Source organism: Priestia flexa, assembly GCF_021441905.1.
Classification (GTDB): domain Bacteria; phylum Bacillota; class Bacilli; order Bacillales; family Bacillaceae_H; genus Priestia; species Priestia flexa.
The window spans coordinates 588847-610662 of sequence record NZ_CP090431.1 but is presented as its reverse complement, the minus strand read 5'-3'; the positions used below and the strand labels follow the sequence as shown (position 1 = coordinate 610662).

The 21816-nt window shown below is 40.3% G+C and carries 20 protein-coding genes; 4 read left to right on the top strand and 16 right to left on the bottom strand.

Annotation, left to right across the window (positions count from 1 at the left end; all coding sequences use genetic code 11):
* Positions 1-28: 28 nt before the first annotated feature.
* Positions 29-817: a cell wall hydrolase gene (locus LZP85_RS03115; protein WP_119543320.1), complete on the bottom strand. Its 789-nt coding sequence runs from the start codon at positions 815-817 to the stop codon at positions 29-31.
* A gap of 389 nt (positions 818-1206) precedes the next feature.
* Between LZP85_RS03115 and LZP85_RS03110 the strand changes: the two genes are divergently transcribed.
* Positions 1207-2052 carry a DUF4097 family beta strand repeat-containing protein gene (locus LZP85_RS03110; protein ID WP_061786376.1) on the top strand — a complete coding sequence of 282 codons (846 nt, stop codon included), beginning with the start codon at positions 1207-1209 and terminating at the stop codon, positions 2050-2052.
* Between the two features lie 303 nt (positions 2053-2355).
* On the opposite strand, the gene LZP85_RS03105 is transcribed toward LZP85_RS03110, so the two are convergent.
* The 8 genes from LZP85_RS03105 to LZP85_RS03070 all read right to left on the bottom strand — a co-directional run bounded on the left by LZP85_RS03105 (position 2356) and on the right by LZP85_RS03070 (position 9341).
* Positions 2356-2547, bottom strand: a complete 192-nt coding sequence (locus tag LZP85_RS03105) for a hypothetical protein (RefSeq protein ID WP_076512585.1) — start codon at positions 2545-2547, stop codon at positions 2356-2358.
* A gap of 95 nt (positions 2548-2642) precedes the next feature.
* Entirely contained in the window at positions 2643-3839 is a 1197-nt protein-coding gene (locus LZP85_RS03100) for an ABC transporter permease (RefSeq protein WP_025910340.1), read from the bottom strand.
* Positions 3836-4525 carry an ABC transporter ATP-binding protein gene (locus LZP85_RS03095; protein WP_119543318.1) on the bottom strand — a complete coding sequence of 230 codons (690 nt, stop codon included), beginning with the start codon at positions 4523-4525 and terminating at the stop codon, positions 3836-3838. Before LZP85_RS03095 ends, LZP85_RS03100 begins: the two co-directional genes overlap by 4 nt.
* Positions 4522-5643 carry an efflux RND transporter periplasmic adaptor subunit gene (locus LZP85_RS03090; RefSeq protein WP_061786379.1) on the bottom strand — a complete coding sequence of 374 codons (1122 nt, stop codon included), beginning with the start codon at positions 5641-5643 and terminating at the stop codon, positions 4522-4524. The genes LZP85_RS03095 and LZP85_RS03090 overlap by 4 nt, the downstream gene beginning before the upstream one ends.
* Positions 5643-6302, bottom strand: a complete 660-nt coding sequence (locus LZP85_RS03085) for a YknW family membrane protein (RefSeq protein ID WP_119543317.1) — start codon at positions 6300-6302, stop codon at positions 5643-5645. Before LZP85_RS03085 ends, LZP85_RS03090 begins: the two co-directional genes overlap by 1 nt.
* Positions 6303-6497: 195 nt before the next feature.
* Positions 6498-7505 carry an aromatic ring-hydroxylating oxygenase subunit alpha gene (locus LZP85_RS03080; protein ID WP_119543316.1) on the bottom strand — a complete coding sequence of 336 codons (1008 nt, stop codon included), beginning with the start codon at positions 7503-7505 and terminating at the stop codon, positions 6498-6500.
* A 104-nt stretch (positions 7506-7609) separates the two neighbouring features.
* Positions 7610-8122 carry an acyl-CoA thioesterase gene (locus LZP85_RS03075; RefSeq protein ID WP_061786382.1) on the bottom strand — a complete coding sequence of 171 codons (513 nt, stop codon included), beginning with the start codon at positions 8120-8122 and terminating at the stop codon, positions 7610-7612.
* 175 nt (positions 8123-8297) lie between these two features.
* Positions 8298-9341 carry a DUF5105 domain-containing protein gene (locus tag LZP85_RS03070; protein ID WP_226639656.1) on the bottom strand — a complete coding sequence of 348 codons (1044 nt, stop codon included), beginning with the start codon at positions 9339-9341 and terminating at the stop codon, positions 8298-8300.
* A 505-nt stretch (positions 9342-9846) separates the two neighbouring features.
* Between LZP85_RS03070 and LZP85_RS03065 the strand changes: the two genes are divergently transcribed.
* A complete protein-coding gene (locus LZP85_RS03065) occupies positions 9847-10344 on the top strand; it encodes a cupin domain-containing protein (protein ID WP_226639660.1) in 498 nt (165 codons plus the stop codon).
* A 44-nt stretch (positions 10345-10388) separates the two neighbouring features.
* Here LZP85_RS03065 and LZP85_RS03060 read toward each other — a convergent pair whose 3' ends face one another.
* Complete coding sequence (locus LZP85_RS03060) at positions 10389-11588, bottom strand: MFS transporter (RefSeq protein WP_226639661.1); 1200 nt, start codon at positions 11586-11588, stop codon at positions 10389-10391.
* Between the two features lie 313 nt (positions 11589-11901).
* On the opposite strand from LZP85_RS03060, the gene LZP85_RS03055 reads away from it, so the two are divergent.
* Both LZP85_RS03055 and LZP85_RS03050 read left to right on the top strand, forming a co-directional pair.
* On the top strand, positions 11902-12249 hold the full coding sequence (locus LZP85_RS03055) for a winged helix-turn-helix transcriptional regulator (RefSeq protein WP_025909676.1): 348 nt from the start codon (positions 11902-11904) through the stop codon (positions 12247-12249).
* A 35-nt stretch (positions 12250-12284) separates the two neighbouring features.
* On the top strand, positions 12285-12482 hold the full coding sequence (locus LZP85_RS03050; protein WP_025909675.1) for a YwbE family protein: 198 nt from the start codon (positions 12285-12287) through the stop codon (positions 12480-12482).
* Between the two features lie 159 nt (positions 12483-12641).
* On the opposite strand, the gene LZP85_RS03045 is transcribed toward LZP85_RS03050, so the two are convergent.
* From LZP85_RS03045 to LZP85_RS03020, 6 genes are all read right to left on the bottom strand, one after another.
* Positions 12642-14426 (bottom strand): L-lactate permease, encoded by a 1785-nt coding sequence (locus LZP85_RS03045; protein ID WP_078990151.1) that lies wholly within the window; start codon positions 14424-14426, stop codon positions 12642-12644.
* A 244-nt stretch (positions 14427-14670) separates the two neighbouring features.
* Positions 14671-15444, bottom strand: coding sequence for a fumarylacetoacetate hydrolase family protein (locus LZP85_RS03040; RefSeq protein WP_226639662.1), 774 nt, complete (start codon positions 15442-15444; stop codon positions 14671-14673).
* 24 nt (positions 15445-15468) lie between these two features.
* The gene (locus LZP85_RS03035; RefSeq protein WP_119543313.1) at positions 15469-17649 is read right to left on the bottom strand and encodes a malate synthase G; all 2181 of its coding nucleotides are present in this window, start codon (positions 17647-17649) and stop codon (positions 15469-15471) included.
* Positions 17650-17670: 21 nt separating this feature from the next.
* Entirely contained in the window at positions 17671-19137 is a 1467-nt protein-coding gene (locus LZP85_RS03030; protein ID WP_226639664.1) for an FAD-linked oxidase C-terminal domain-containing protein, read from the bottom strand.
* Complete coding sequence (locus tag LZP85_RS03025) at positions 19134-20489, bottom strand: (Fe-S)-binding protein (protein WP_119543311.1); 1356 nt, start codon at positions 20487-20489, stop codon at positions 19134-19136. Before LZP85_RS03025 ends, LZP85_RS03030 begins: the two co-directional genes overlap by 4 nt.
* Before the next feature lie 3 nt (positions 20490-20492).
* Positions 20493-21815 (bottom strand): FAD-binding oxidoreductase, encoded by a 1323-nt coding sequence (locus LZP85_RS03020; protein ID WP_100347199.1) that lies wholly within the window; start codon positions 21813-21815, stop codon positions 20493-20495.
* Position 21816 lies beyond the last annotated feature (1 nt).

The following is a 21816-nucleotide window of genomic DNA, read 5'->3' as shown; positions in this document are numbered from 1 at the left end:
AAGAAACGAGGGAAATCCTCGTTTCTTTTTATTTAGCAAATACGTGATTTCCGATAACTGCTGTTACTTGCTTTGTTTCTAACCACGAATTTGTTGCAATCTGTGGATTATAGAAAAACAGCGCAGGGTTTTGATGATCTGGATTTGCTAACGCTTCTTCTACAGCACGTCTTGACTCCTCAGAAGCAGGCTGATTAATCGTTCCATTGCCTACTGGAGAAAACTCGTAACCACCGTTAGCTAAAGGTTGATTAATAACCTCTGTAATGCTGTTAGGGAATTGGGCTGACGCCACACGATTCATAACCACGGTTGCTACCGCTACTTTACCTTGGTACGGCTCACCTTTCGCTTCTGCTTCTACTAATCTTGCTAATAAATCTTTTTCCGCTTCCGCAACTCCTACGTTTGTAGGCTGTGGTGCTGGTGCCGCTTCAGAAGCTCCTTGTCCCGTTACAACTAGCTGTTGTCCTACGTTAATAAGATCACCTTGTAATCCGTTTAAATCTTTCAAACGATCTACGCTTGTATTATATGTCTGTGAAATACCAAACAATGTCTCACCTTGTACTACTGTATGTACTGTCTCTTTTTCTGGAATTGTTAGGACTTCTCCAACATAAATCATATCATTCGTGCGATTATTCGCTTGTTTTAATTCATCTACCGATACACCTTCTTGTTGACTAAGCTTCCACAGCGTATCTCCTGTCGATACTTTATGAGATGCAGCTGATGCAGCTGTTCCTTGTACTCCAAAAAATGAAAGTGATGCAGCTGATGTAATGACCCACTTTGTCAATTTTCCTTTTTTCATAAAAATACCTCCCGAAAAAATAACCTGACATTATCTTAGCATAGAGAAAGCCAGTTTCATTGAAAGAATGGGTAACATTTGTTCAGATTGGATTAAGTTTCTTACAAGAGAAATAATAATATTACAAACCATATAATTCCTTTAAAATTCGTAATGAAACTAACATTTTTATGACTGTTACTTGAATTTTATGGATTATTTTTACTTTTAGCTTTCGGCAACTGAAACCCATTCATTATTTTAGAAAAATAAGTAAGTATATTCCAATCTCCAACTACATCTCAGGTCTTACCTATAATTCATTCCTCGGGCTATTGATTAACTCCCACAAAATGGATAACATTGGTGATGTATCTTATTTCTTTATAAAATTGAAAGCAGGGTGAAGCATGAAAAAACTATTGTTTTTGGTTCTAGTATTTATCGGAGCTGCTTTTCTTTTGACTAATCCATTTACCACATCTACATGGACGTTAGGATCCTCCAAAACCGAAGCAGCTCTGACAAATTCAATTGAAAGTATTAAGCTTAAAACAGCGAACGTAAATACAGTCATTGAAGAATATAACGGAAAAGAAGTAAAAGCGGATTTACAAGGGAAGGGAAAAGTAAATGTTCAACGCAATGGAAAAACGATTACCGTTACGTATAAAAATAAGCCTTTTTCATTTTTCTCATTCGGTAATAGCAGTAAATTAACAATTTATATTCCAAAAGAATACAGCAATGATTTAGAGCTAAACGTAGGTTCAGGCGATGTAGAGTTTAACGAAACCTCTTTATCTCTTACTAATTTTTCAGTTAAAGTCCAATCTGGCTATACTGTTATTCAAGGAATTGATGCGGATAAATTAGATATCAATGTTTCCTCAGGAGACCTCGTAATCAACAAAGTGCGCACAAAAGAAGGCTCAGTTGATTTACAGTCAGGAGATATTACGATTAAAAACTACGAAGGAAAGTTGGATTCTCACGTGTCTTCAGGTGATGCTTCTATTTCTATAAATAGAGTGGTTGATTCGATTAAAGCTCACGTTAGCTCTGGAGACATGACTGTTACGCTGCCACCTAAAGCTGATATTACCTTACAAGCCAAAGCGAGCACGGGAGATATTAATAATCGATTTAACTTTAAAACAATGAAAGAACAAGAAGATGAAATTCAAGCTACGAATGGGAAGGGTACGCATCGAATAGACGTAGATGTCTCAAGCGGAGATTTCAATTTGCGATAAAAACCGCAGCTGGGACATAACTAAATGATTTCTTCTCAAAGACAAACCATGACTGTTCGAACATAGTTAGGCAGTGAGAACACGTTCGTTCTATTGCGCTGCATTCCACTAGTTTTTTAACTTGTTTTCGGAATCAACAAAAAAACATCCGAACGATTGCAAGTCAGCAATCGTTCGGATATCTAATTGACTGAAATACCTCAGCTACCTACCACAACAGTTTAACCTCTTCTTCAAGTACGCTAGTTAAATAATCTTTACCCTCTAATAATATTCGAGGTTCAAGGTAACCTACTTTCCAAATTAAATATTTGCAATATAAACAGCAACGGCAATAGCAGAACCTACTAGTAGCGCTACATAAATAAATGATAAGTTTCGAATTCGTTTTTTTCCAGTCTTTTTATACTGTTTGTCATCGTTATTCGCAATCCATATCGTCCCGACTAGCGAAACAATCCCCACAAACAAAATAAGAAAAAGTGAAATGGTCATCCTCTCTCCCCCTATTCATGTCCCCTTATCTTCTATTATATTATACATTCATCTAAAAAAAAGAAAATCACTCTGGTTTTGAGTGATTTTCTTCCTTATTCATATCTTAACGCTTCAATCGGATCGAGCTTGGCTGCTTTATTTGCTGGAAGCATTCCAAAAATCACGCCAATTGTCATTGAGAACAATAGTCCAATGACAATAATTTGCCATGAAATTAACGGTGGCCATCCTGCAAACATCGAAACGATAGAAGCACCGCCTGCTCCAAGTAAAATGCCAACGATACCGCCGATTAACGTTAGCGTTATTGATTCAATCAAGAACTGTGTTAAAATCTGTCTTTTCGTTGCGCCGAGAGCTTTACGAATACCTATTTCTCTTGTTCTTTCTGTAACCGATACAAGCATGATATTCATAACGCCGATGCCGCCAACTAATAATGAGATTCCAGCAATTGAACCAATAATTGTTGTCATAATTGTTGTGACTTGCCCAATGCCATCCGCAATGGCTTCCATATTCATGACGGTGTAGGAATCTTCTGTTCCGTACGTTTCATTTAATAGATTTGCTGCGCTCTCTCCAACAGTTTGTAATTCATCTGGATTGGAAGCTTGAAGACTTACAGACGTATAGTCTACTTTTCCAAAGCTTGATTTATACGTGTTGCTCGGCATATACACTTCCATCATGCCAAATGACCCTAATATGCCGGTTGGCTTTTCTAAAATTCCTACAACTTCAATTGGCTGGTTTTTCACCCAAATGATTTCGCCAAGGCCACTGCTATCTTTAAACATTTCCTTGTTTAGCTCATCGCTGATAAGAGCAACTCGGTTACCCGATAAAAAATCACCATCGGTTAAGCTTTGTCCCTGTGCAATTTTTAAATCATTTACGTCCAAATACGACTGGTTAATAGCATATACCGTTGTATCTAACGTGTCTTCTTTATAACGGACCGACATCATTTCCTGTAGAGATGCCACAACATTTTCAACACCTGGTAACTTGCCTAGATTATCAATATCTTGCGACGTAAAAAACGCCTGCTCCCAAATGTTTGGGTTTGTTTGTATTTCTTCCTCTGAAGGTTCGTACATTAAGTCAACCGTATTGCTATCGCCTGTAATTTGCGATTTAAGCATCTGCTCTCCACCTTGACCAATCGCTACAACGATAATAACTGCTGCAACCCCGATAATAATACCGAGCATCGTCAAGAGCGAGCGTAGCTTATGCGCAACAACCGACGCCAAAGCCATACGAATATTTTCCATCATGCTCATAGTTCAAGACTCTCCTTACCGTTGTACGCAACGATATTTCCATCACGAACTAATATTGTTCTTGAAGCATATTCAGCTACTTCTGGCTCATGAGTGATGACCACTACGGTTGTTCCATCTTTGTTTAAAGCAGCAAATTCCTCCATAATTGATACGCTTGTTTTTGTATCAAGCGCTCCCGTTGGTTCGTCTGCTAAAATGAGACTAGGCTTATTAACGATGGCACGAGCAATAGCAACACGCTGCTTTTGTCCACCCGATAGCTCATTTGGTAAGTGATTGATTCTTTCACCTAATCCTACCTTTAACAGCGCAGCTTCAGCACGCTCGCGTCGCTCTTTTCGAGATATGCCCGTATAGACCATCGGCAGCTCTACATTTTCCACGGCTTTTAACCGCGGCAACAGCTGGAATTGCTGAAACACAAATCCAATCTGTTCATTTCGCACCTTAGCTAGCTGATCATCACTGTACGTTGAAATCTCGAGTTCATTTAAAAAGTAAGCACCTGAAGTTGGTCGATCTAAACAACCAATAATGTTCATCAAGGTTGATTTACCCGAACCTGAAGGACCCATAATGGCAACAAACTCACCGTCTTTAATCGTTAAATCAATCCCTTTTAAAATAGGAACTTCTTCTTTCCCAAGACGATAGCTTTTAGAGATATTTTCTAATTTAATCATTTCACTGTCACTTCCACACCATCTGCTAGCTCATTAGATGGATTTGAGATGATTTGATCCTTACTCGTAACGCCTTTAACAATTTCAATTGACTTGTTTGTTGTTTGACCAACCTTCACTTCTCGCTTAACAGCTTTTCCATCTTTTACGATATACACGTACTTCTCATCGCCTTCATTGACAATTGCTTTTGATGGAACGGCTTTTGCTTTTTTGCTTTCAGTTTCAATTTCTAATAAAAGCTTAAAGCCTGGACGAATACTTTTAATCCCTTCATCCGTTACCTTTACTTGTACTGGATATTGATTCGCTGCGTCTCCACCACTTGCTGCATCGGACTGCTGTGGTAAGAAATCAACTTGCTGAACTGATCCTTCCCACTCTTTGTCCGGCACCACATCAGATGTAATTTTTACTGGCTGACCTACTTCAATATTAAGAGCATCATATTCTGATAGAACACCTGTTGCCAAATATTGATCCGTATTGCCAATATGTATAAGCGGCTTTTGAACCTCGCTTGTGTTGTGAGCAGCTTCTTTATCCACAGACAGCACTGTGCCAGCTAATTCACTTTTTTCAGTGAGATTATTCTCTTTCTTTGTTAATGACTTGCGCTCTAGCTTGTTGCGTTCAGCTTCAATTTTTGCTGTTTCAAGATCTAAATTAAGCTGAGTACGTTCTTCTTCTATTTGCGCTTTCGCTTCTTCTTTTGGAAGTTCTTTTTCCAGCTTCTTCTGCTTATCTTTCAGCTTAGCAATCTGCTTATTTAGTGAGCTAACCTGTAGTTCATTCGATTTTTCGCCAAGCTTATTTTGTTCTTTTTCAAGCTCTAAATCATCATTTGTATATGTGACAAGCGGTGTGCCAACTTGAACTCTTGTACCTTCTGTTACTTTAATATCTTCAATCTCACCATTTTCTGGCTGATAATACACATACTGCTCATCGGCAAGCTTAAGAGTACCTGGAATCATAACCGTACTGCGCAACGTCATATCTTTTAATGACGTCACGCTAACTTGTACGTCTTCACTTTTCTGTGCTTTAAACACGTTTACGCCAATTAGTACTACGATTAAGAGAGAAACAACTGTGATGATTATACCTTTTTTCATTACGCCATAACACTTCCTATAATTTGTGAAATAACAGACAGTACAAAAAAGACACTAGCAATAATAATTGCAGCTTTTTTAGATAAACCGCCTACTTTTTGTAAGCCCATTGCTGTTAAGATTAGCGACCAAATCGAGAAAATTTCAATGCTTGCTAATACGCCACCAACAGCTCCTTCAGCTCCAATTAAACCATTTAAAGACGTTATATTTATTCCTGTTCCAGCTACAACTGCAATGACTGTATTTAGTAATAAACCAAGCATTGTAATGAACGTAATAAATGCTGTTAAACTAAACATGTGCTTATACTTTGCTGTTCCTTTTCCGATTTTTACAATAAGTAAAAGGATTCCTGCACCAATTAACATCGCGATAGGCGTGACAATTAACGCTCCAATTCCAGCTCCAATCATGCTAAACAATTTCATAGAATCATCTGGCTCAATCCCAAGCTCCTGTAAAGAAGCCAAGCTTTCTGGCGTAATGGTACTAAGTGCGAATGCAACGGCACTTAGTAAGATAACGAGAATGAGTGAAGCCACAATCGCCGGACGCTGCTTCATTTTGTCAAACTCAGCGCCTGGACTAAAAATAAACTTAAATACGGACGGCTTTGGCCCCTGCTTCTGTTCGGTCGTCGTAATTTCTGGATTCATATAATAGCTCCTTTTTCAATAAATTTTTATTTGTTTACCTTTACACAGAACCCTGATAAATTATAAACAAATCAGTAACATTTTAACATAAAAATGTAATAAAGTTTACTTATTTACTATATTTTTACTTTTGTAGTTTTATACTCAACAAAAAAGATGCTGCTTATTAAGATAAACAGCATCTTTTCTTTCTTATTATATAGTTTTTGCCTTTCTTCCCACATCGCTTCCAAACTCAACGCCAAGCTCTCCTAACCATTTTCGGTATGCAATGCTAACGCGATCAGGATTAAGATGCAGCTCTGCTTGTAAGTCTAACGGAAGTTCTTCTGGCTTTTGACTTTCAACAATGCCTGTATCTTGTTCGATGATAAGCTGTTGAAATTCTTGAAAATATTCATCTGGCTTATCCAGCTCATAATTTCGTGATACGAGTGCAAAAACGGTTGATTTCAGCTGTTCTTGGGGCAATACGGCAAACAGCATGGAGAAGATTTCGTTGGTTTGATAATTCACTTTTTTTAACCGCGCAACCGTCGGGCGAAGAATTTCAAACGTATAGTAAATGGTTGACCAGTTCCCTGTGCCGTCCGCATCAGCATATACTTCAATCTCGTCTGAGACGTAGTGGTTATCACGCCAGTTCACTTTGTAATCCGGAATTTCTGTATAATCTGGATGCCCTAAGCTTCCTTCATGAACAAATGCAAGATGGCTCACATCCAAAAAATTCTCAACCACGCGAGGTGCCGCTGCATTCATCGTATGAGCATACGCATGGACAGTCTTAAAAGATGGGTGATTATATTCCCCATAGTAAGGAAGAGGTTCTGCTGCATCAGATCCTTGTTCACTGAGTCGAACCCAAATCATTCCGTATACTTCTCTGCACTGATATACAATAGCTTTTGCTTTGAGTGGAATCGCTCTATTCGGTGGCTGCTGCGGAATTTTTTTACACTGTCCATCCACATTATATTCCCATCCATGATAAGGACAAACGATGCAATCATCTTTTACCTTACCAAGCGATAAAGCAGCTCCTCGGTGAATACAAAGATCTTTAAAGGCTTTAATTGCTCCTCTTACCCGAAAAAGCACTACTCTCTCTTCCAATACCTTCACAGCAAGTGGATCCGCTCCTAGATCTTGACTGTACGCAACTGGCAGCCATTCTTTTGCTAATACAGCATCTTTAAACATCTGCTTCCCCTCCAGTTTGTAGACGAAAATGATATTTTAAAGATTAGCATCTCCAGCACAATCCGTCTTTTAGTTGGTAAGGTTAGCTGACAGATAATTTACATTTAGTTCCACGGCTGCTCGAGGCTTAAGAACTGTGCTAAGCTATTGCTGTTAGCGCGCACACTCTTTCTAATTTTTGCTCGCTCAGGTGCCGTTTGATATAAATACTTTTCTTCATCCGTTTCTGGGATTACGCTCGGCACTTCGCAAGGCTTTCCATCTTCTCCAAGCGCAACAAAAGTGATAAAGGACGTAGCAGCAATTTTTCGCTCTCCTGATTTTAAATTTTCTTTTATGATTTTCACAAAGATCTCCATTGAAGATCGGCCTGTCCAAGATACATATGATTCAAAACATACCGAATCCTGCGGAGTAATCGGATGTAAGAAATGCACAGAATCAGTTGATGCTGTTACGCACTCTGCTCGGCTATGACGAGAAGCAGAAATTGAAGCAATCATATCAATATCGCTCATGAGCTTACCACCAAATAACGTTTGATGATTATTTGTATCATTTGGAAATACGCGACTCGTTCTAACCGCTTTTGATTGTCTACAATATTTTGCTTTCATCTTCCATTCCTCCAACTATACACATAAAAACTTTTATTGAGACCATCATACTAGCACATCTTCATAAAAATAACTGTAAAATTTGCTCAAAACACAAACAAAATTTACAGTAAGCGCTTTATAACAATCAAAAAAGAGAGAAGATCATCTCTTCTCTCTTTCTAGGCTTACATCTTTAGTTAATGTCACCCGCAGCGAATGCTTTTTCAACTGTATCGCTATATTTATCTTTTGGCTTAATTTCCCATTTTCCGTCTTTTTCAACCATTTCAATTTCTAATGGATAGTTGCTTTCTTTAAGCTCTGCCCCACCTAGAATGTCTTTGAATTTTGAAATTGCATAAGCTTCTTGTTTTTTCGAATCATATTCATTTGTTTCTTGATAATAAGCGCGCTTATAATCAGAAACTGTATTATATAAGTTATATACGCCGATACCGGAATAATTCACTTCTACAACTGCTTTTCCATTAACATTTTCAATCGTTTTAGCTTCAAACGTCGCTTTTGAATTCAACTCGTCTTTATACATTTTGTATAAATTAGACGCACCTTCTTCTGTTAAATCATTTGAAAACACTTTATTAATTGATTCACGGAATGCTTTATTAGCAGACTTTTCAACCTCTTCCTTATCTGCTATTACATATTTATTGAAGTCTTCATTTTCTTTCCCTAAGAACAACACGTCAATATAGGCTGTCAATGCTTTTTCAGGAGTTTCTAAGTTTTTTAAGCTTTTCTCATATTTTGCTGTATCTAATTTTAGCTTTACTTCTTCAATCTTATTATCGTAGTCTTCACTAATTGGCTGAAGACCAATTTCATACTCTTTATCTTTTTCTACGTTAAAAAGATACGTAAGCTTTTTGGACTTATCAGACGCAATCTTTCCAGATCGCATGGACGTTTCAATTTCATCGCTGTATACGTCTGTATTAGGTTCTAATTGTTCGTCACCATCGTAAAGGCTGACATCATTGCTAGACAACGAAATGGCATCCTTAGACGTATTCTTTACTTCTAACTCCACCGCAAGTAAGGCCTCATCTCCGCTCACGCCACCGTCTTGCTCCGATACTAATATGTACTGTGCACCATCAATTTTTGCTTCAAACGACTTGTTTGCACCTGCTCCTTCTCCTTCTTCACTTGATCCACACGCTGCTAAGCCCAGTGAAAGAGCCCCAATTAAGACTAAACCTGCTGCTTTTTTCACGTAATCCTCTCCGTTTCTCTTTATGTTTTCATGAACTCTATCATCGACTAATTTCATAATCTCTATATTCACAATCACTTATTTCGAATTACTTTTTTACAGTTATTTGATAAAGTTCATTACTTAATTCTCCTTTACCATCATAAGGAAATCCTTAAACATCTTCAATCTTCCATAAGTCATTAAATTACCAGGATATTTTTGTAAGCATTTCGACTCATATTGTCCCCTTAATCTACCTACTTCTCAGTTATTTAAAAATACACTCTTTCCATTACAAAACCTACCATGATAATATTTACCATATACATTCCTTTTTTTGGCGTTGTATTTTAAGCTTGTTTCTTATCATGGAACAGACTTATAGTTCAAATGAACCATTTAACCCCTTTTAGGAATTTAGTTTTAGTTATATTTCATTTTTTTACAGATAATCCAACGTTAGTTTATTTCTTTTACGAAGAGGGAATGTTAAGAAAATACGATATTTGGAGGAGGAGAGATTGTGTCAGATGTAAAAGTTTTGTTTTTTGATGATGATGGGGTTATTCCCAACCACCCTTCCCTTCCTGTTTTACTCTATGAACATGCATTAATTGATCGTAAGGATAAAATGGAAACTATCTTTCATAATCACAACTGGAAAAATAGCTGGGTCAATGGCATTTATGATTTTCATCACTACCACAGCAACACACATGAGGTTCTCGGTATTATACGAGGCTGTGCTCGCTTACAGCTAGGTGGTCCCAAAGGTGAAAATATTGTTGTACACGCTGGAGATGTAATTGTACTGCCGGCAGGTACGGGACATAAGCGCCTTCAATCAACGGCTGATTTCCAAGTAGTTGGCGCGTATCCTGATGGAAGCAACTATAATTTAAAGACCGGTAATTCTAACGAACATACAGAAGCTGTCAAACAAATAAAGAATGTGCCTCTTCCGAAAACAGATCCAATCTACGGAGAGGATGGACCCTTACTTTCTTTTTGGCAGCAATAATATATGCAAAAAAATGGAAGGCCGTTTAAGCCTTCCATTTTCATTTACCTTACTCCCTTTTCTATTCGTGCACTCCATGCAGTGAGTAAAACAGCTCCAATCACCATTACTCCACCAATCCACGGCGTATGAATAATGCCGATTGAATCCACAATAAGCCCACCTACAAATGCACCGATTGCAATTCCGATGTTAAATGCAGCGATATTAAGCGCTGATGCCACGTTCACAGCAGATGGAACATACTTTTCTGCTAAATTTACCACTAAAATTTGTAAGCCCGGAACGTTCATGAAAGCGAACAGCCCCATTAAGAAAATCGTAATTAAGCCAACTATCTTAAACGGTGCCGTAAAGCTTAAAGCAACTAAGACAACAGCTTGCAAAATAAACATCCAAAACAGTGCTTTAAGCGGTGATTTATTCGCTGCTTTTCCACCTACAGTGTTACCAATTGCCACTGCAACACCATAGACCAGCAAGATGATACTTACCCATTTAGCACTAAAGCCTGTTACATTTTCTAAAAGAGGTGTTAAATAAGTGAACGCAACGAACGTACCTCCGTACCCTAGTGCCGTAATAGCAAATGCTAATAAAAGTGGACCATTTGTTAAAATCTTGACCTGTTCTTTAAACGACGTAGGCGGTGCTTCTTTTAAGTTATTCGGAATTAAAATTGCGCTTGCAATAATTCCAACCACTCCAAGTAAAGCCACTGCTCCAAAGGTTGCTCTCCAGCCAAATGTTTGACCAATAAACGTACCAAGCGGAACACCTGTTACGGTTGCAACGGTTAACCCTGTAAACATAAACGCAATAGCGCTCGCCCTCTTATGCTGTGGTACAAGATCTGCTGCAATTGTTGACCCAATTGAAAAGAATATTCCGTGTGAAAAAGCCGTAATGAAGCGGGCAACAAGCAATAACGTGAAACTTGTAGAAACTGCTGCTGCTGCATTGCCAATAATAAATACCACCATAAGTGCCATTAATAATGTTTTTCGATTCATTTTATTGGTTAAAGCCGTTAAAACTGGTGCGCCGATTGATACACCAATCGCATAGCCTGAAATTAATAATCCTGCTAGCGTAATTGAAATAGATAAATCATTCGATATACTAGATAATAAACCAACTGGCACAAATTCAGTTGTTCCAATACCAAATGCACTGATGGCTAACGCTAATAATGCAAAGGTACCGCCTTTCTCATTTGTTTTTGTATGTGAAAGTGAACTCATTATTTTTCCTCCTTAATCATTGCTTATCTTTTTTATTTTATGTTGAGCTCAGTATAGGCGCCTTTCTAGTTCCTGAGTCAATTCTGTCAGCAGCTAGCGCCGACTGGCTAGCTCTGTTAGTCATTATGCAAGATACCAATCCATAAAAAAAGTACGCACTTTCAAGTACGATAGGCACCAAAAAGTACCTAATGGACTATTTTGGGCGTAAAGCGGTACAATAACAATAAATTGATTAACGTTCACGCATGAGGAATATTTGTCGCATGCAAACGAATAGACAGAACATTGTTACGTAAGGAGGCTTTTAGTAATGAAAGTTTACAATATTCCAGTCGAAGCTTCTCTCGAAGTAATTGGTGGTAAGTGGAAAGTAGTGATTTTATGTCACTTGATTAAAGGAAAGAAAAGAACCGGAGAACTAAAGCGCTTGATGCCAGGCATCACTCAAAAAATGCTAACTCAGCAGCTTCGTGAGCTTGAAGAGGACGGCATTATTTTACGTGAGGTCTATAACCAAGTTCCTCCGAAAGTCGAGTATTCTCTAACGGAATATGGCTGGTCTCTTAAAGGAATTTTAGATGCTCTTTGTGCATGGGGCGAGCATCATATTGAAAAAACATACCCAAATAAAGAAGATGTGCTTGTACAGGTTGACTAAATCGTCAGCACATCGTGAAAGTGAAGTGGATAGAAATGAGCGGGCAAAATCGAAATGATATTTCTCCTGGAACGAAGGTATCAATCGTTCTGAAAGCTGATCAACGAACTGGAAAATTAACGGAGGGAATTGTGAAAGACTTGTTAACAAAGTCTTCGTTTCACCCTCACGGCATTAAAGTTCGGCTAACAGATGGACAGGTAGGGCGTGTAAAAGAGATTCATTCTGTCTAAAAGCTGTCGAAACATTGGCTGATTTGTAAATAAAAGTAAGACTTTGTATCTATTTTTATTCATCTCAATGAATATAGACGCTATTATTACTGATTACCCTGATTTTGTTCAAAAATGACAAAAAGCGAAGTGGAATTCTATCCACTTCGCTTTGTTTTATTAGTCTAAGAACTTTGTTTTATTCCCAACAGAGATGAGCTGCGTACGACGTTGATTTGTACTGATTATATACACCGCTACTAAAAAGACACCTACGACAATTGCTGATCCAATATTTACTAGTCCTTTTTCAGCATACCATACGATTGCATACCCAACCGCTCCGGATAAAAGTGCATAGTACATAAACGGCAGCAGCGTTTTTCGAATAACCGCTCCTTCTTTTCCAACCAGCCCTACAACAGCTGAAGCTGCCACAACATTATGAACGCAAATCATGTTTCCAGCCGCTCCTCCAACCGCTTGTAAAGCAACAATCCAAGTTGGATTCACGCCAATTTGGGTACCAACATCGTATTGAAATAACGAAAACATCATATTGCTTACGGTGTTGCTTCCAGCAATAAATGCACCAAGTCCTCCAATAAAAGTTGAAAGCAACGGCCAATATTCGCCTGCTAAAGCTGCTGCACCGTTTGCTAATTCAATTGGCATTTTATCGAACCCCGCTTCTCCTCCTCCTGAATTAATAAAAACCTGTACCATCGGAACCGTAAAAATTAAAGCTGTAGACGCAGCAATCGTTGTTTTTGCAGACTGTGCCCACGCCTTTTTATAAGCTTTTTTATTCATATGATGAAGGAAATAAGTGATTAGAGATACTAAGATGAAAATTGTTCCCGGAAGATACAGTGGCTGAAAGCTTGCACTTACTTCAGAACCAAATATATTCGGAAACGAAACGGTCCATGATTGTAGCCACCCTAAAATAGGAAGCGCTTTCAATCTTGATAGCACTAAGAACACGCCAACTAATACATAAGGGAGCCACGCACGAAACATGCTCATTTGTCCGTTATGATACGCAACATCTTTTATTTCTAAACTACCTATCCACTCAGGGTCCCACTTGCTTTTCTCTTCAAAGTCCCATGCTTCTTCTTTAGCTGGCATTAAAAATCCTCTTTTAGCAGCAAACACAACAACGACAAGTCCGACTAATCCACCAATCATTGATGGAAACTCAGGACCTAGTAGGTTTGCAACCAAGACATATGGAATGGTCATTGCAAACGCAGCAAAGAGTGCAAACTTCCAAACGCGGATTCCTTCCGTAAATGATTTATTCTTCCCAAAGAACTTTGTCATAAGCGCCACAACAAACAGTGGAATAAACGTACCCGCGATCATGTGTAAAATTGCTACCTGTCCACCAATTTCAGTTACCAGTGCTAGAAAGTTATCCGTAATGCTTGCATCTGCTGATAATCCTGTTTGAACGCCGACTAGCATTGGTGTTCCTACTGCCCCGAACGAAACGGGCGTACTTTGAATAACCATTCCAGCAATAACCGCTGCCATGGCAGGAAAGCCTAGGCCTACTAACAGCGGAACCGCAACCGCAGCCGGCGTACCGAAACCCGAAGCTCCTTCAATAAAGGAACCAAATAGCCATGCAATAATAATAACTTGAATACGGCGGTCCGGTGAAATATCCGTAAAGCCTTGGCGGATGGTTTTAATTCCGCCGCTTTCTTGCAGGGTGTTCAGTAATAAAATTGCACCAAAAATAATATATAAAAGCGTTCCTGCAACGACCAAACCATTAATGGAAGCAGCAGCGATTGTTACGCCAGGCACCTTCCATACAAATAACGCTAACCCTACAGCCACCAAGTAAGAAATTGGCATCGCTTTGCTAGCAGGCCATCTCAGCCCTACTAAAAAAATACCAACCGCTAAAATCGGTAAAAGTGATAGAAGTGCTAACATTCCAGTACTCATGCTTTTCTTCCTCCTTTTCAACAAGTGTTTAAAACAGTTTATTTTATGTGAGAGAATATCCGTTTCAGTCAAGCTATTACCTTTTTTCATAAATAAAAACCTGTTCGAAATCCGATTACGTCGCAATTCGAACAGGTTGTTTTTTGTTGTGATCGAAATACCTAAGCAGCCTGAACCTGTTTTATTCATGTAGACAAGCATGTTTACCGCAGATACCAAGCTGTATTCAAATCATTCTTTCTTATTAATTCACGCTGACTTTTACTTTGCTAAAAGTATTTTTCAGCGAGCCAATTTCATCAATATGACAATTAATAATGCTTCCTGTGCCCACTAATTCCGCTCCTACTGGACTACCTGTTAAAATAACGTCTCCTGGTTTGAGCGTCATCACATTTGAAAGATAAGCAATCATTTTTTCAACCGAGATGATGATAAGATCCATACCGCTATTTTGTTTTTCTATGCCATCCAGCGTCGCTTTTACACGAATGTTTGCAAGATCAAGCTCGGTTTCAATATAGGGACCAAGCGGCGTGAATGTATCAAATGATTTCCCCACCGTCCAGTGGCCGTCCGGGTGAATAAACTGCGGTGCTGTGACGTCATTTCCAATCGTATAGCCAAAGATATACTCACGAACATTTGACGCTGAAAGTTTTTTTGCTTCTTTTCCAATGACAACCGCAAGCTCAGATTCAAACTTTACTTCTTCAATTCCTTCTGGAATGATGATATCTTCACCAGGCCCAATAACCGATGAAATGGGTTTAAAGAAAAATACCGGAATATCAGGAAGCTTTTCAGGCAGCTCGCTCACATCTTTCACGTAATTAGCTCCAATGCCAATAATCTGATTTGGCTGTATTGGTGCTAACAGCTTCACATCTTCTCGTATAAATGTGCGCCCCGTGTATTCCCATTTCGTAAACAAATCTCCTGTTATTTCACGAATGTTTTCTTTTTCTACTACTCCTTGGCAAATCACACCTTCTGATTCAAAACGTGTAAATTTCATACGTAGCCTCGCTCCTTGATTCGCTTATTTTTGTTCGATTGCTTGCTTTGCTTTTGCTTCAATGCGGCGCGCATGCAAGATTGGCTCAGTATATCCGTTTGGTTGATCATATCCTTTAAACACAAGGTCGCACGCTGCTTGGAACGCAATAGACTCTTCATAATGAGGTGCCATTGGCTGATAGTTAGCGTCACCCGCATTTTGGCTATCCACGACTTTCGCCATTCGTTGTAGCGTCGCAAGAACTTGCTCTTTTGTACAAATTCCGTGATGTAACCAGTTTGCTACGTGCTGACTTGAGATACGAAGCGTTGCTCGGTCTTCCATTAAGCCTACGTCGTTGATGTCTGGAACCTTTGAACACCCAATTCCTTGATCTACCCAGCGTACTACGTAGCCCAATATACCTTGTGCGTTATTATCTAATTCTTGCTGTACCTCTTCTTTTGTCCAATTTGGTTCTTCAGCAAGCGGTACCTGTAAAATGTCATCTCGCAGATTAGTAGAATTGTTCGCCAGCTGGTTTTGAACATCCACAACCGAGACTTCATGATAATGAAGAGCATGTAACGTTGCAGCGGTTGGGGATGGAACCCATGCCGTATTTGCTCCTGCTTGTAAGTGGCCTACTTTTTGTTTCAGCATTTCAGCCATTAAATCTGGCATTGCCCACATACCTTTTCCAATTTGCGCTTTTCCTTGGAATCCGCTTTCTAAGCCTGTTAGTACATTTGATTTTTCATATCCTGCTAGCCAAACGGAAGATTTCATATCATTTTTTCGAATCATGACGCCTGCTTCCATAGATGTATGCATTTCATCTCCGGTGCGGTCTAAGAACCCTGTGTTAATGAACGCAACGCGATTTTTAACTTTTTCAATGCACGCTTTTAAGTTCAGTGACGTTCTGCGCTCTTCGTCCATCACTCCAATCTTAAGAGTATGGCGTGGCAATCCGACTAAATCTTCTACGCGATCAAACAGCTTATTAGCAAATGCTACTTCTTCAGAGCCGTGCATTTTCGGTTTTACAATATACACAGAGCCTTTTTGAGAGTTTTGATACTTACCAGTTCCAAGCAGCGTATGCTTTGCAATTAAACTCGTAATCATGCTATCTAAAATACCTTCTTGAATTTCATCACCGTTGGCGTCTAAGATGGCGCTGTTGCTCATCAAATGACCTACGTTTCGTACAAACATCAAAGAGCGTCCGGAAAGCGTCACAGTATCTCCGTTTGCAGTTTCATACTGACGATCGTCATTTAGCGTACGGGTCATTGTTTTTGCACCTTTTTTAAACGTCGCCTTTAAATCACCTTTCATTAAGCCTAACCAGTTGCGATACACTTCTACTTTGTCTTCTGCATCTACTGCAGCTACCGAGTCTTCACAGTCCATAATAGTTGTGACAGCCGATTCAAGCAGCACATCTTTTACGCCTGCATCATCGCTTTTTCCAATCGCATCCTGGCGGTCAATTTGAACTTCAAAATGCAGCCCGTTATTTTTAAATAACAGGGCACTCGGGTTTGAACCATCACCTTGATAGCCAACCCATTTGCTCGGTTCTTTCAGCTCCGTTGTTGTCCCGTCCTGCAACAATGCTTCCACCTTATTTGTCACGACGTACTGCACAACGTCTTCGTGTTTGCCTTCTTTTAATGGAATCGTATGATTTAAAAAGGATTTTGCAAACGTAATGACCTTTTCACCCCGAATCGGATTATACTGACTTTGAACTCCAGCTCCATTTTCGGAGCTAATCGCATCCGTTCCGTAAAGCGCATCGTATAAGCTACCCCAGCGAGCATTCGCCGCGTTAATTGCGTAGCGGGCATTATTAACTGGTACAACAAGCTGTGGTCCAGCTTGAAGCGCAATTTCATCGTCTACGTTAGCTGTTGAAATTTGAAAGTCAGCTACGTCTGCTTCTAAATAGCCAATGCTCGTAAGAAATGCTTTGTACGCTTCAAAGTCAAAGGAATCACGATTTTCACGATGCCATCGATTTAATTTGGCTTGCAGTTCATCACGTTTAGCAAGCAGTGCTTTATTTTCCGGTGTTAGCTCATGAATAAGTTGTTCGAATCCTGCCCAAAACGCCTCCTCTTGTAGTCCAGTCTCCGGAAGAGCTTCTTCATTAATAAATTTGTACAAAACAGGTGCTACTTGAAGTTTTCCAATTTGCTTATAAGCTACCATTTTACTTCCTCCTTTTAATGATTACGGACGTGCAACTGTTTGCTTATCCTTTAAATCACGCTTAATTTCAGCGCAGCGACTTGGACTTGGAAACAGTTTACCCGCATTTAGTAAATTTTCTGGGTTAAACACTTCACGAATGTTTGTTTGAGCCAAAATTTCTTCATCCGTAAAGACAAATTTCATTTCCTCTTTCTTTTCGATACCCACACCGTGTTCTCCTGTAATGGTTCCGCCAACATCTGCACAAACCTGTAAGCACTCACTGCCTGCTTTTAACGCTCTGTCTGTTTCTCCCGGCTTTGTCATATCGAATAGAATGAGCGGATGTAGATTACCGTCACCAGCATGAAAAATATTCGCAATTCTTAACTCATATCGCCTGCTAATTTCGTTGATCCGCTCCAGCACTTCTGGCAGTTTGCTTCTCGGAATGACGCCGTCTTGCACTAGATAATCCGGCGAGATGGCTCCCATTGCTCCAAAGCCCGTTTTCCGGTTTGCCCACCAGCTCGCTCGTTCTTGCTCATCTTTTGCAACTTTTACTTCTCTGACATGATGCCGTCGGCAAACGGCAAGAATTTCTTCAATTTGTTCCTCAATACCTGCTGAGATTCCATCAACTTCAATAAGCAACACCGCTTCAATATCTTTTGGATGTCCTACTGGAAAAGCAGCTGCTTCTACGCCTTCAATCGCAATTTTATCCATCATTTCAAGAGCCGCTGGAACAATACCTGCTGAAATGATGTCAGACACGGCTTGGCTTCCATCTGAAACATGGTCAAAATACGCTAGCACCGTCTGCTTGGCTTCAGGATTTTTCAAAATACGAACCGTAATTTTTGTTACGATTCCAAGCGTCCCTTCAGATCCTGTCAAAAGCCCAAGAAGGTCATAGCCTGGCGTATCCTGGATGCCTTCTCCACCAATAGTGATAATTTCACCATTCGGCAATACCACTTCAAGCGCTAAAATATGGTTTGTTGTGACTCCATACTTTAAACAATGAGCGCCGCCTGCGTTTTCCGCAACGTTGCCTCCGATTGTACAACAGTATTGACTTGATGGATCGGGAGCATAATAATAGCCCTTATCTGCAATTGAGTTTGTGAGCTTTAAATTAATGAAGCCGGGCTCAACAACTGCTTGCCGGTTTTCAAGATCCACGCTCACCAAGCGCTTCATTCGAACAAGGCTAATGATCACTTCATTGTTGAGAGGAATAGCTCCACCGCTTAGCCCTGTACCAGCTCCTCTAGCTAAAAACGAAAGGTTATGCTTCGCACAGTAGCGCACAACTTTTGCTACTTCTTCAGCATCTTTTGGAAACACCACCGCTCGCGGCAGTTTGCGGTGAACGGTAAACCCGTCACAGTCATAAGCGAGCAAATCAGCTTCTTCATATAAGATCGACCCACTGCCTTCCATGAGAGCAGCTAGCGCTAGGATATGCGCATCATTTGAACGAATTTTTTTCTTCTTCATGAGCGATACCCCTTTTCTTCATCTTCTTTTTCATACGCCCACTGCAGCAGCTGAACCGTATGGACAACCTTTTGGCTGCGACCGTATTTTTTTACACCCATGGCCATTTGGAGCATGCAGCCAGGATTCCCCATTGAAATTAACTCTGCATCTTCCGGCACGCTTTCCATTTTGCTTTTTAAGATTTCACCTGCCATTTCTGGATTGGTCATATTATAAATCCCCGCGCTACCACAGCACCGATCAGCATTTGGCATATGCACCATTTCCACTCCCGGTATATTAAGAAGTAAATCGCGCGGCTCTTTTCTCACGCCTTGACCATGCGCAAGATGGCAAGCATCATGATAGGTAATCGTTGTGTGTAAAGACGCTTTCGGTTTTTCATAGCCCGTATCGTATAAGTATTTTGAAATATCTTGGACTTTTCTGGAAAATGCTTTGGCTCTGTCGTACCATTCCGTTTCCTCTTCTCGAAACAGCTCGGGATATTCTTGCAGCATACACCCGCATCCCGCTGCATTTACAACGATGGTTTCCTCATTTTCAAATGCTTCAATGTTTTGTTTTGCAAGCTTCCTTCCCGTATCTCGGTCGCCGGCATGCACATGCAAAGCACCGCAGCACGTTTGTTTTTTTGGAATCGTCACGTTGTTTCCGTTGCGGGTTAATACTTGAATAGTAGCATCATTAATATCGCTGAACATCACGTCCATGACGCACCCAGTTAAAAAAGCCACGTTTGCTTTCGCTTCATTTTTTGCAGGAATCGTTGTTTGCTTCTTATATTTCTTTTGTACAGGCTTTTTAATATCTGGCATAACTGCTTCCATTTCAGCTAAATGCTTTGGCATCACGCTCATAAGTCCCGTTTTTCGCACAGCTTTTTGCAGCCCGCTTTTTTGATAAAACTTCAGCAGTGAACCGACGGATTCAAGACGTCGCTGGTATGGGAATAACCCTTTTAAAAAGAACTCGTTTACAGTTCCTTTCACACCAGTAAGCGGCATCGCTTGACGGATTTGGCCGCGCGCTTCTTCAATCAACCCACCGACATCCACATCGGCTGGACAAGCTGTCGTACAGGCTCTGCAGTCTAAGCAATCAAAAACTGGATCAATTAGCTGTTCGTTTACTTCAAGCTTCCCTTCAGCTACGGACTTAATGAGATGAACGCGCCCTCTTGGTGAATGCTGCTCTTGACCCGTTATCTCATAGGTTGGGCACGATTCCAAGCACATGCCACAGTGCACACAATCAGCCCATTTCATTGGGTCAGGCTTATCTTTCCATAAGTAGTTTGTTAGGCTACTTGCTGTACAGGCCGGCTCGTTTACAACCTCTCCACTCATAAATCAAATCCCTCCCACAAATCGCTTATGATTTAACATTTTGTTCGGGTCTATCCTTGATTTAATTCCTTCGTATAAAAAGAAGTGAGATGGCTTTTCTCCCCAGACGTTGAGCTGCTGACGAAATACAAGCGGTGCGTGCGTAACGACTACATATCCTTTTAGTTCATGAGCTTGCTTACGCATATCAACAATTGCTCCTAGAATGTCTTTAGAGCCCCCACTAATTTCGATTTGACAAAGACCGTGACCGATTCCCCCATGTGCCCGAATGCGGACATCATATCGATTCGTAAGCAAATATGCGCTTTCTACTACCTTGAGGGCATCGAGATTTTTCACTCCTACCTTTAAAACGGCTGTTAGAGAGTCCCCATCTATAAAAGAAGCTCCATTGACACCCATTCTGTAAAGCTGGTGCCAAAAGCGAATTCGCTCCTCTTCCGATTTGATGGAAACAACTGCTTGTGAGCTTCCCAGCCCTTGAATTGCTTTTTCTTGATAGCGAACAGAGCTCTCAACATCCTCCAGCGCAATGGCTAAACAGTAAGCTTCTTCTCCAACTAGCTCTCTACTCAAAGAAGGACTCATGAGTTGTAGGGATACGGGCTCTAGCATGGAATCCAGGATCTGAGTCGCTAAGGACCTGATATCAATTAAAGATGCCTCTGGAAACGCGATAACGACGAGTGATTGGCACTTTGGAAGCGGACGAAGCTTTAGCGTAATTTCAGACATAACAGCAAGCGTCCCCATTGAACCAATGAAGAGCTTATTCATATCGTAGCCGGCTACGTTTTTGACGACTTTTCCGCCAGAACGAATGATTTGTCCGTCAGCATACACAAGCGTCATGCCAATGACAACATCTCGACAAGATCCATATCCAAGGCGTTTAGGACCGCTGTCATTGGCTGCTACAATACCACCAATTGTTGCTGTTTCGGGCCAAGATGGATCTAACGAAAGCTGCTGACCGTATGTGGCTAAATGATCTTGTAACTCCTTAAACGATGTACCTGCTTTCACCGTAACCGTCATGTCGCCCGGTACATGCTCCACAATTCCCTTATAGCGAGAAAGAGATAGCAAGATATCAGCAGATTGAACTAAACCGCCGAACCCTCGCTTCGTACCTGCACCCATGATGGATACCGTATATCCATTTTGATTCGCATACGTTAAAACAGCTGCAATTTCGGCTTCAGAAGTCGGGTAAACCGTAACCTCCCCTCCATTTCCAAGCGGATGTGCTACTGCTGTTTCCTGCACTTGCTCAGTAGAAAAAAGCGCTTGAAGGTCAGAAAAAAGTCGTTCTGCAATCATC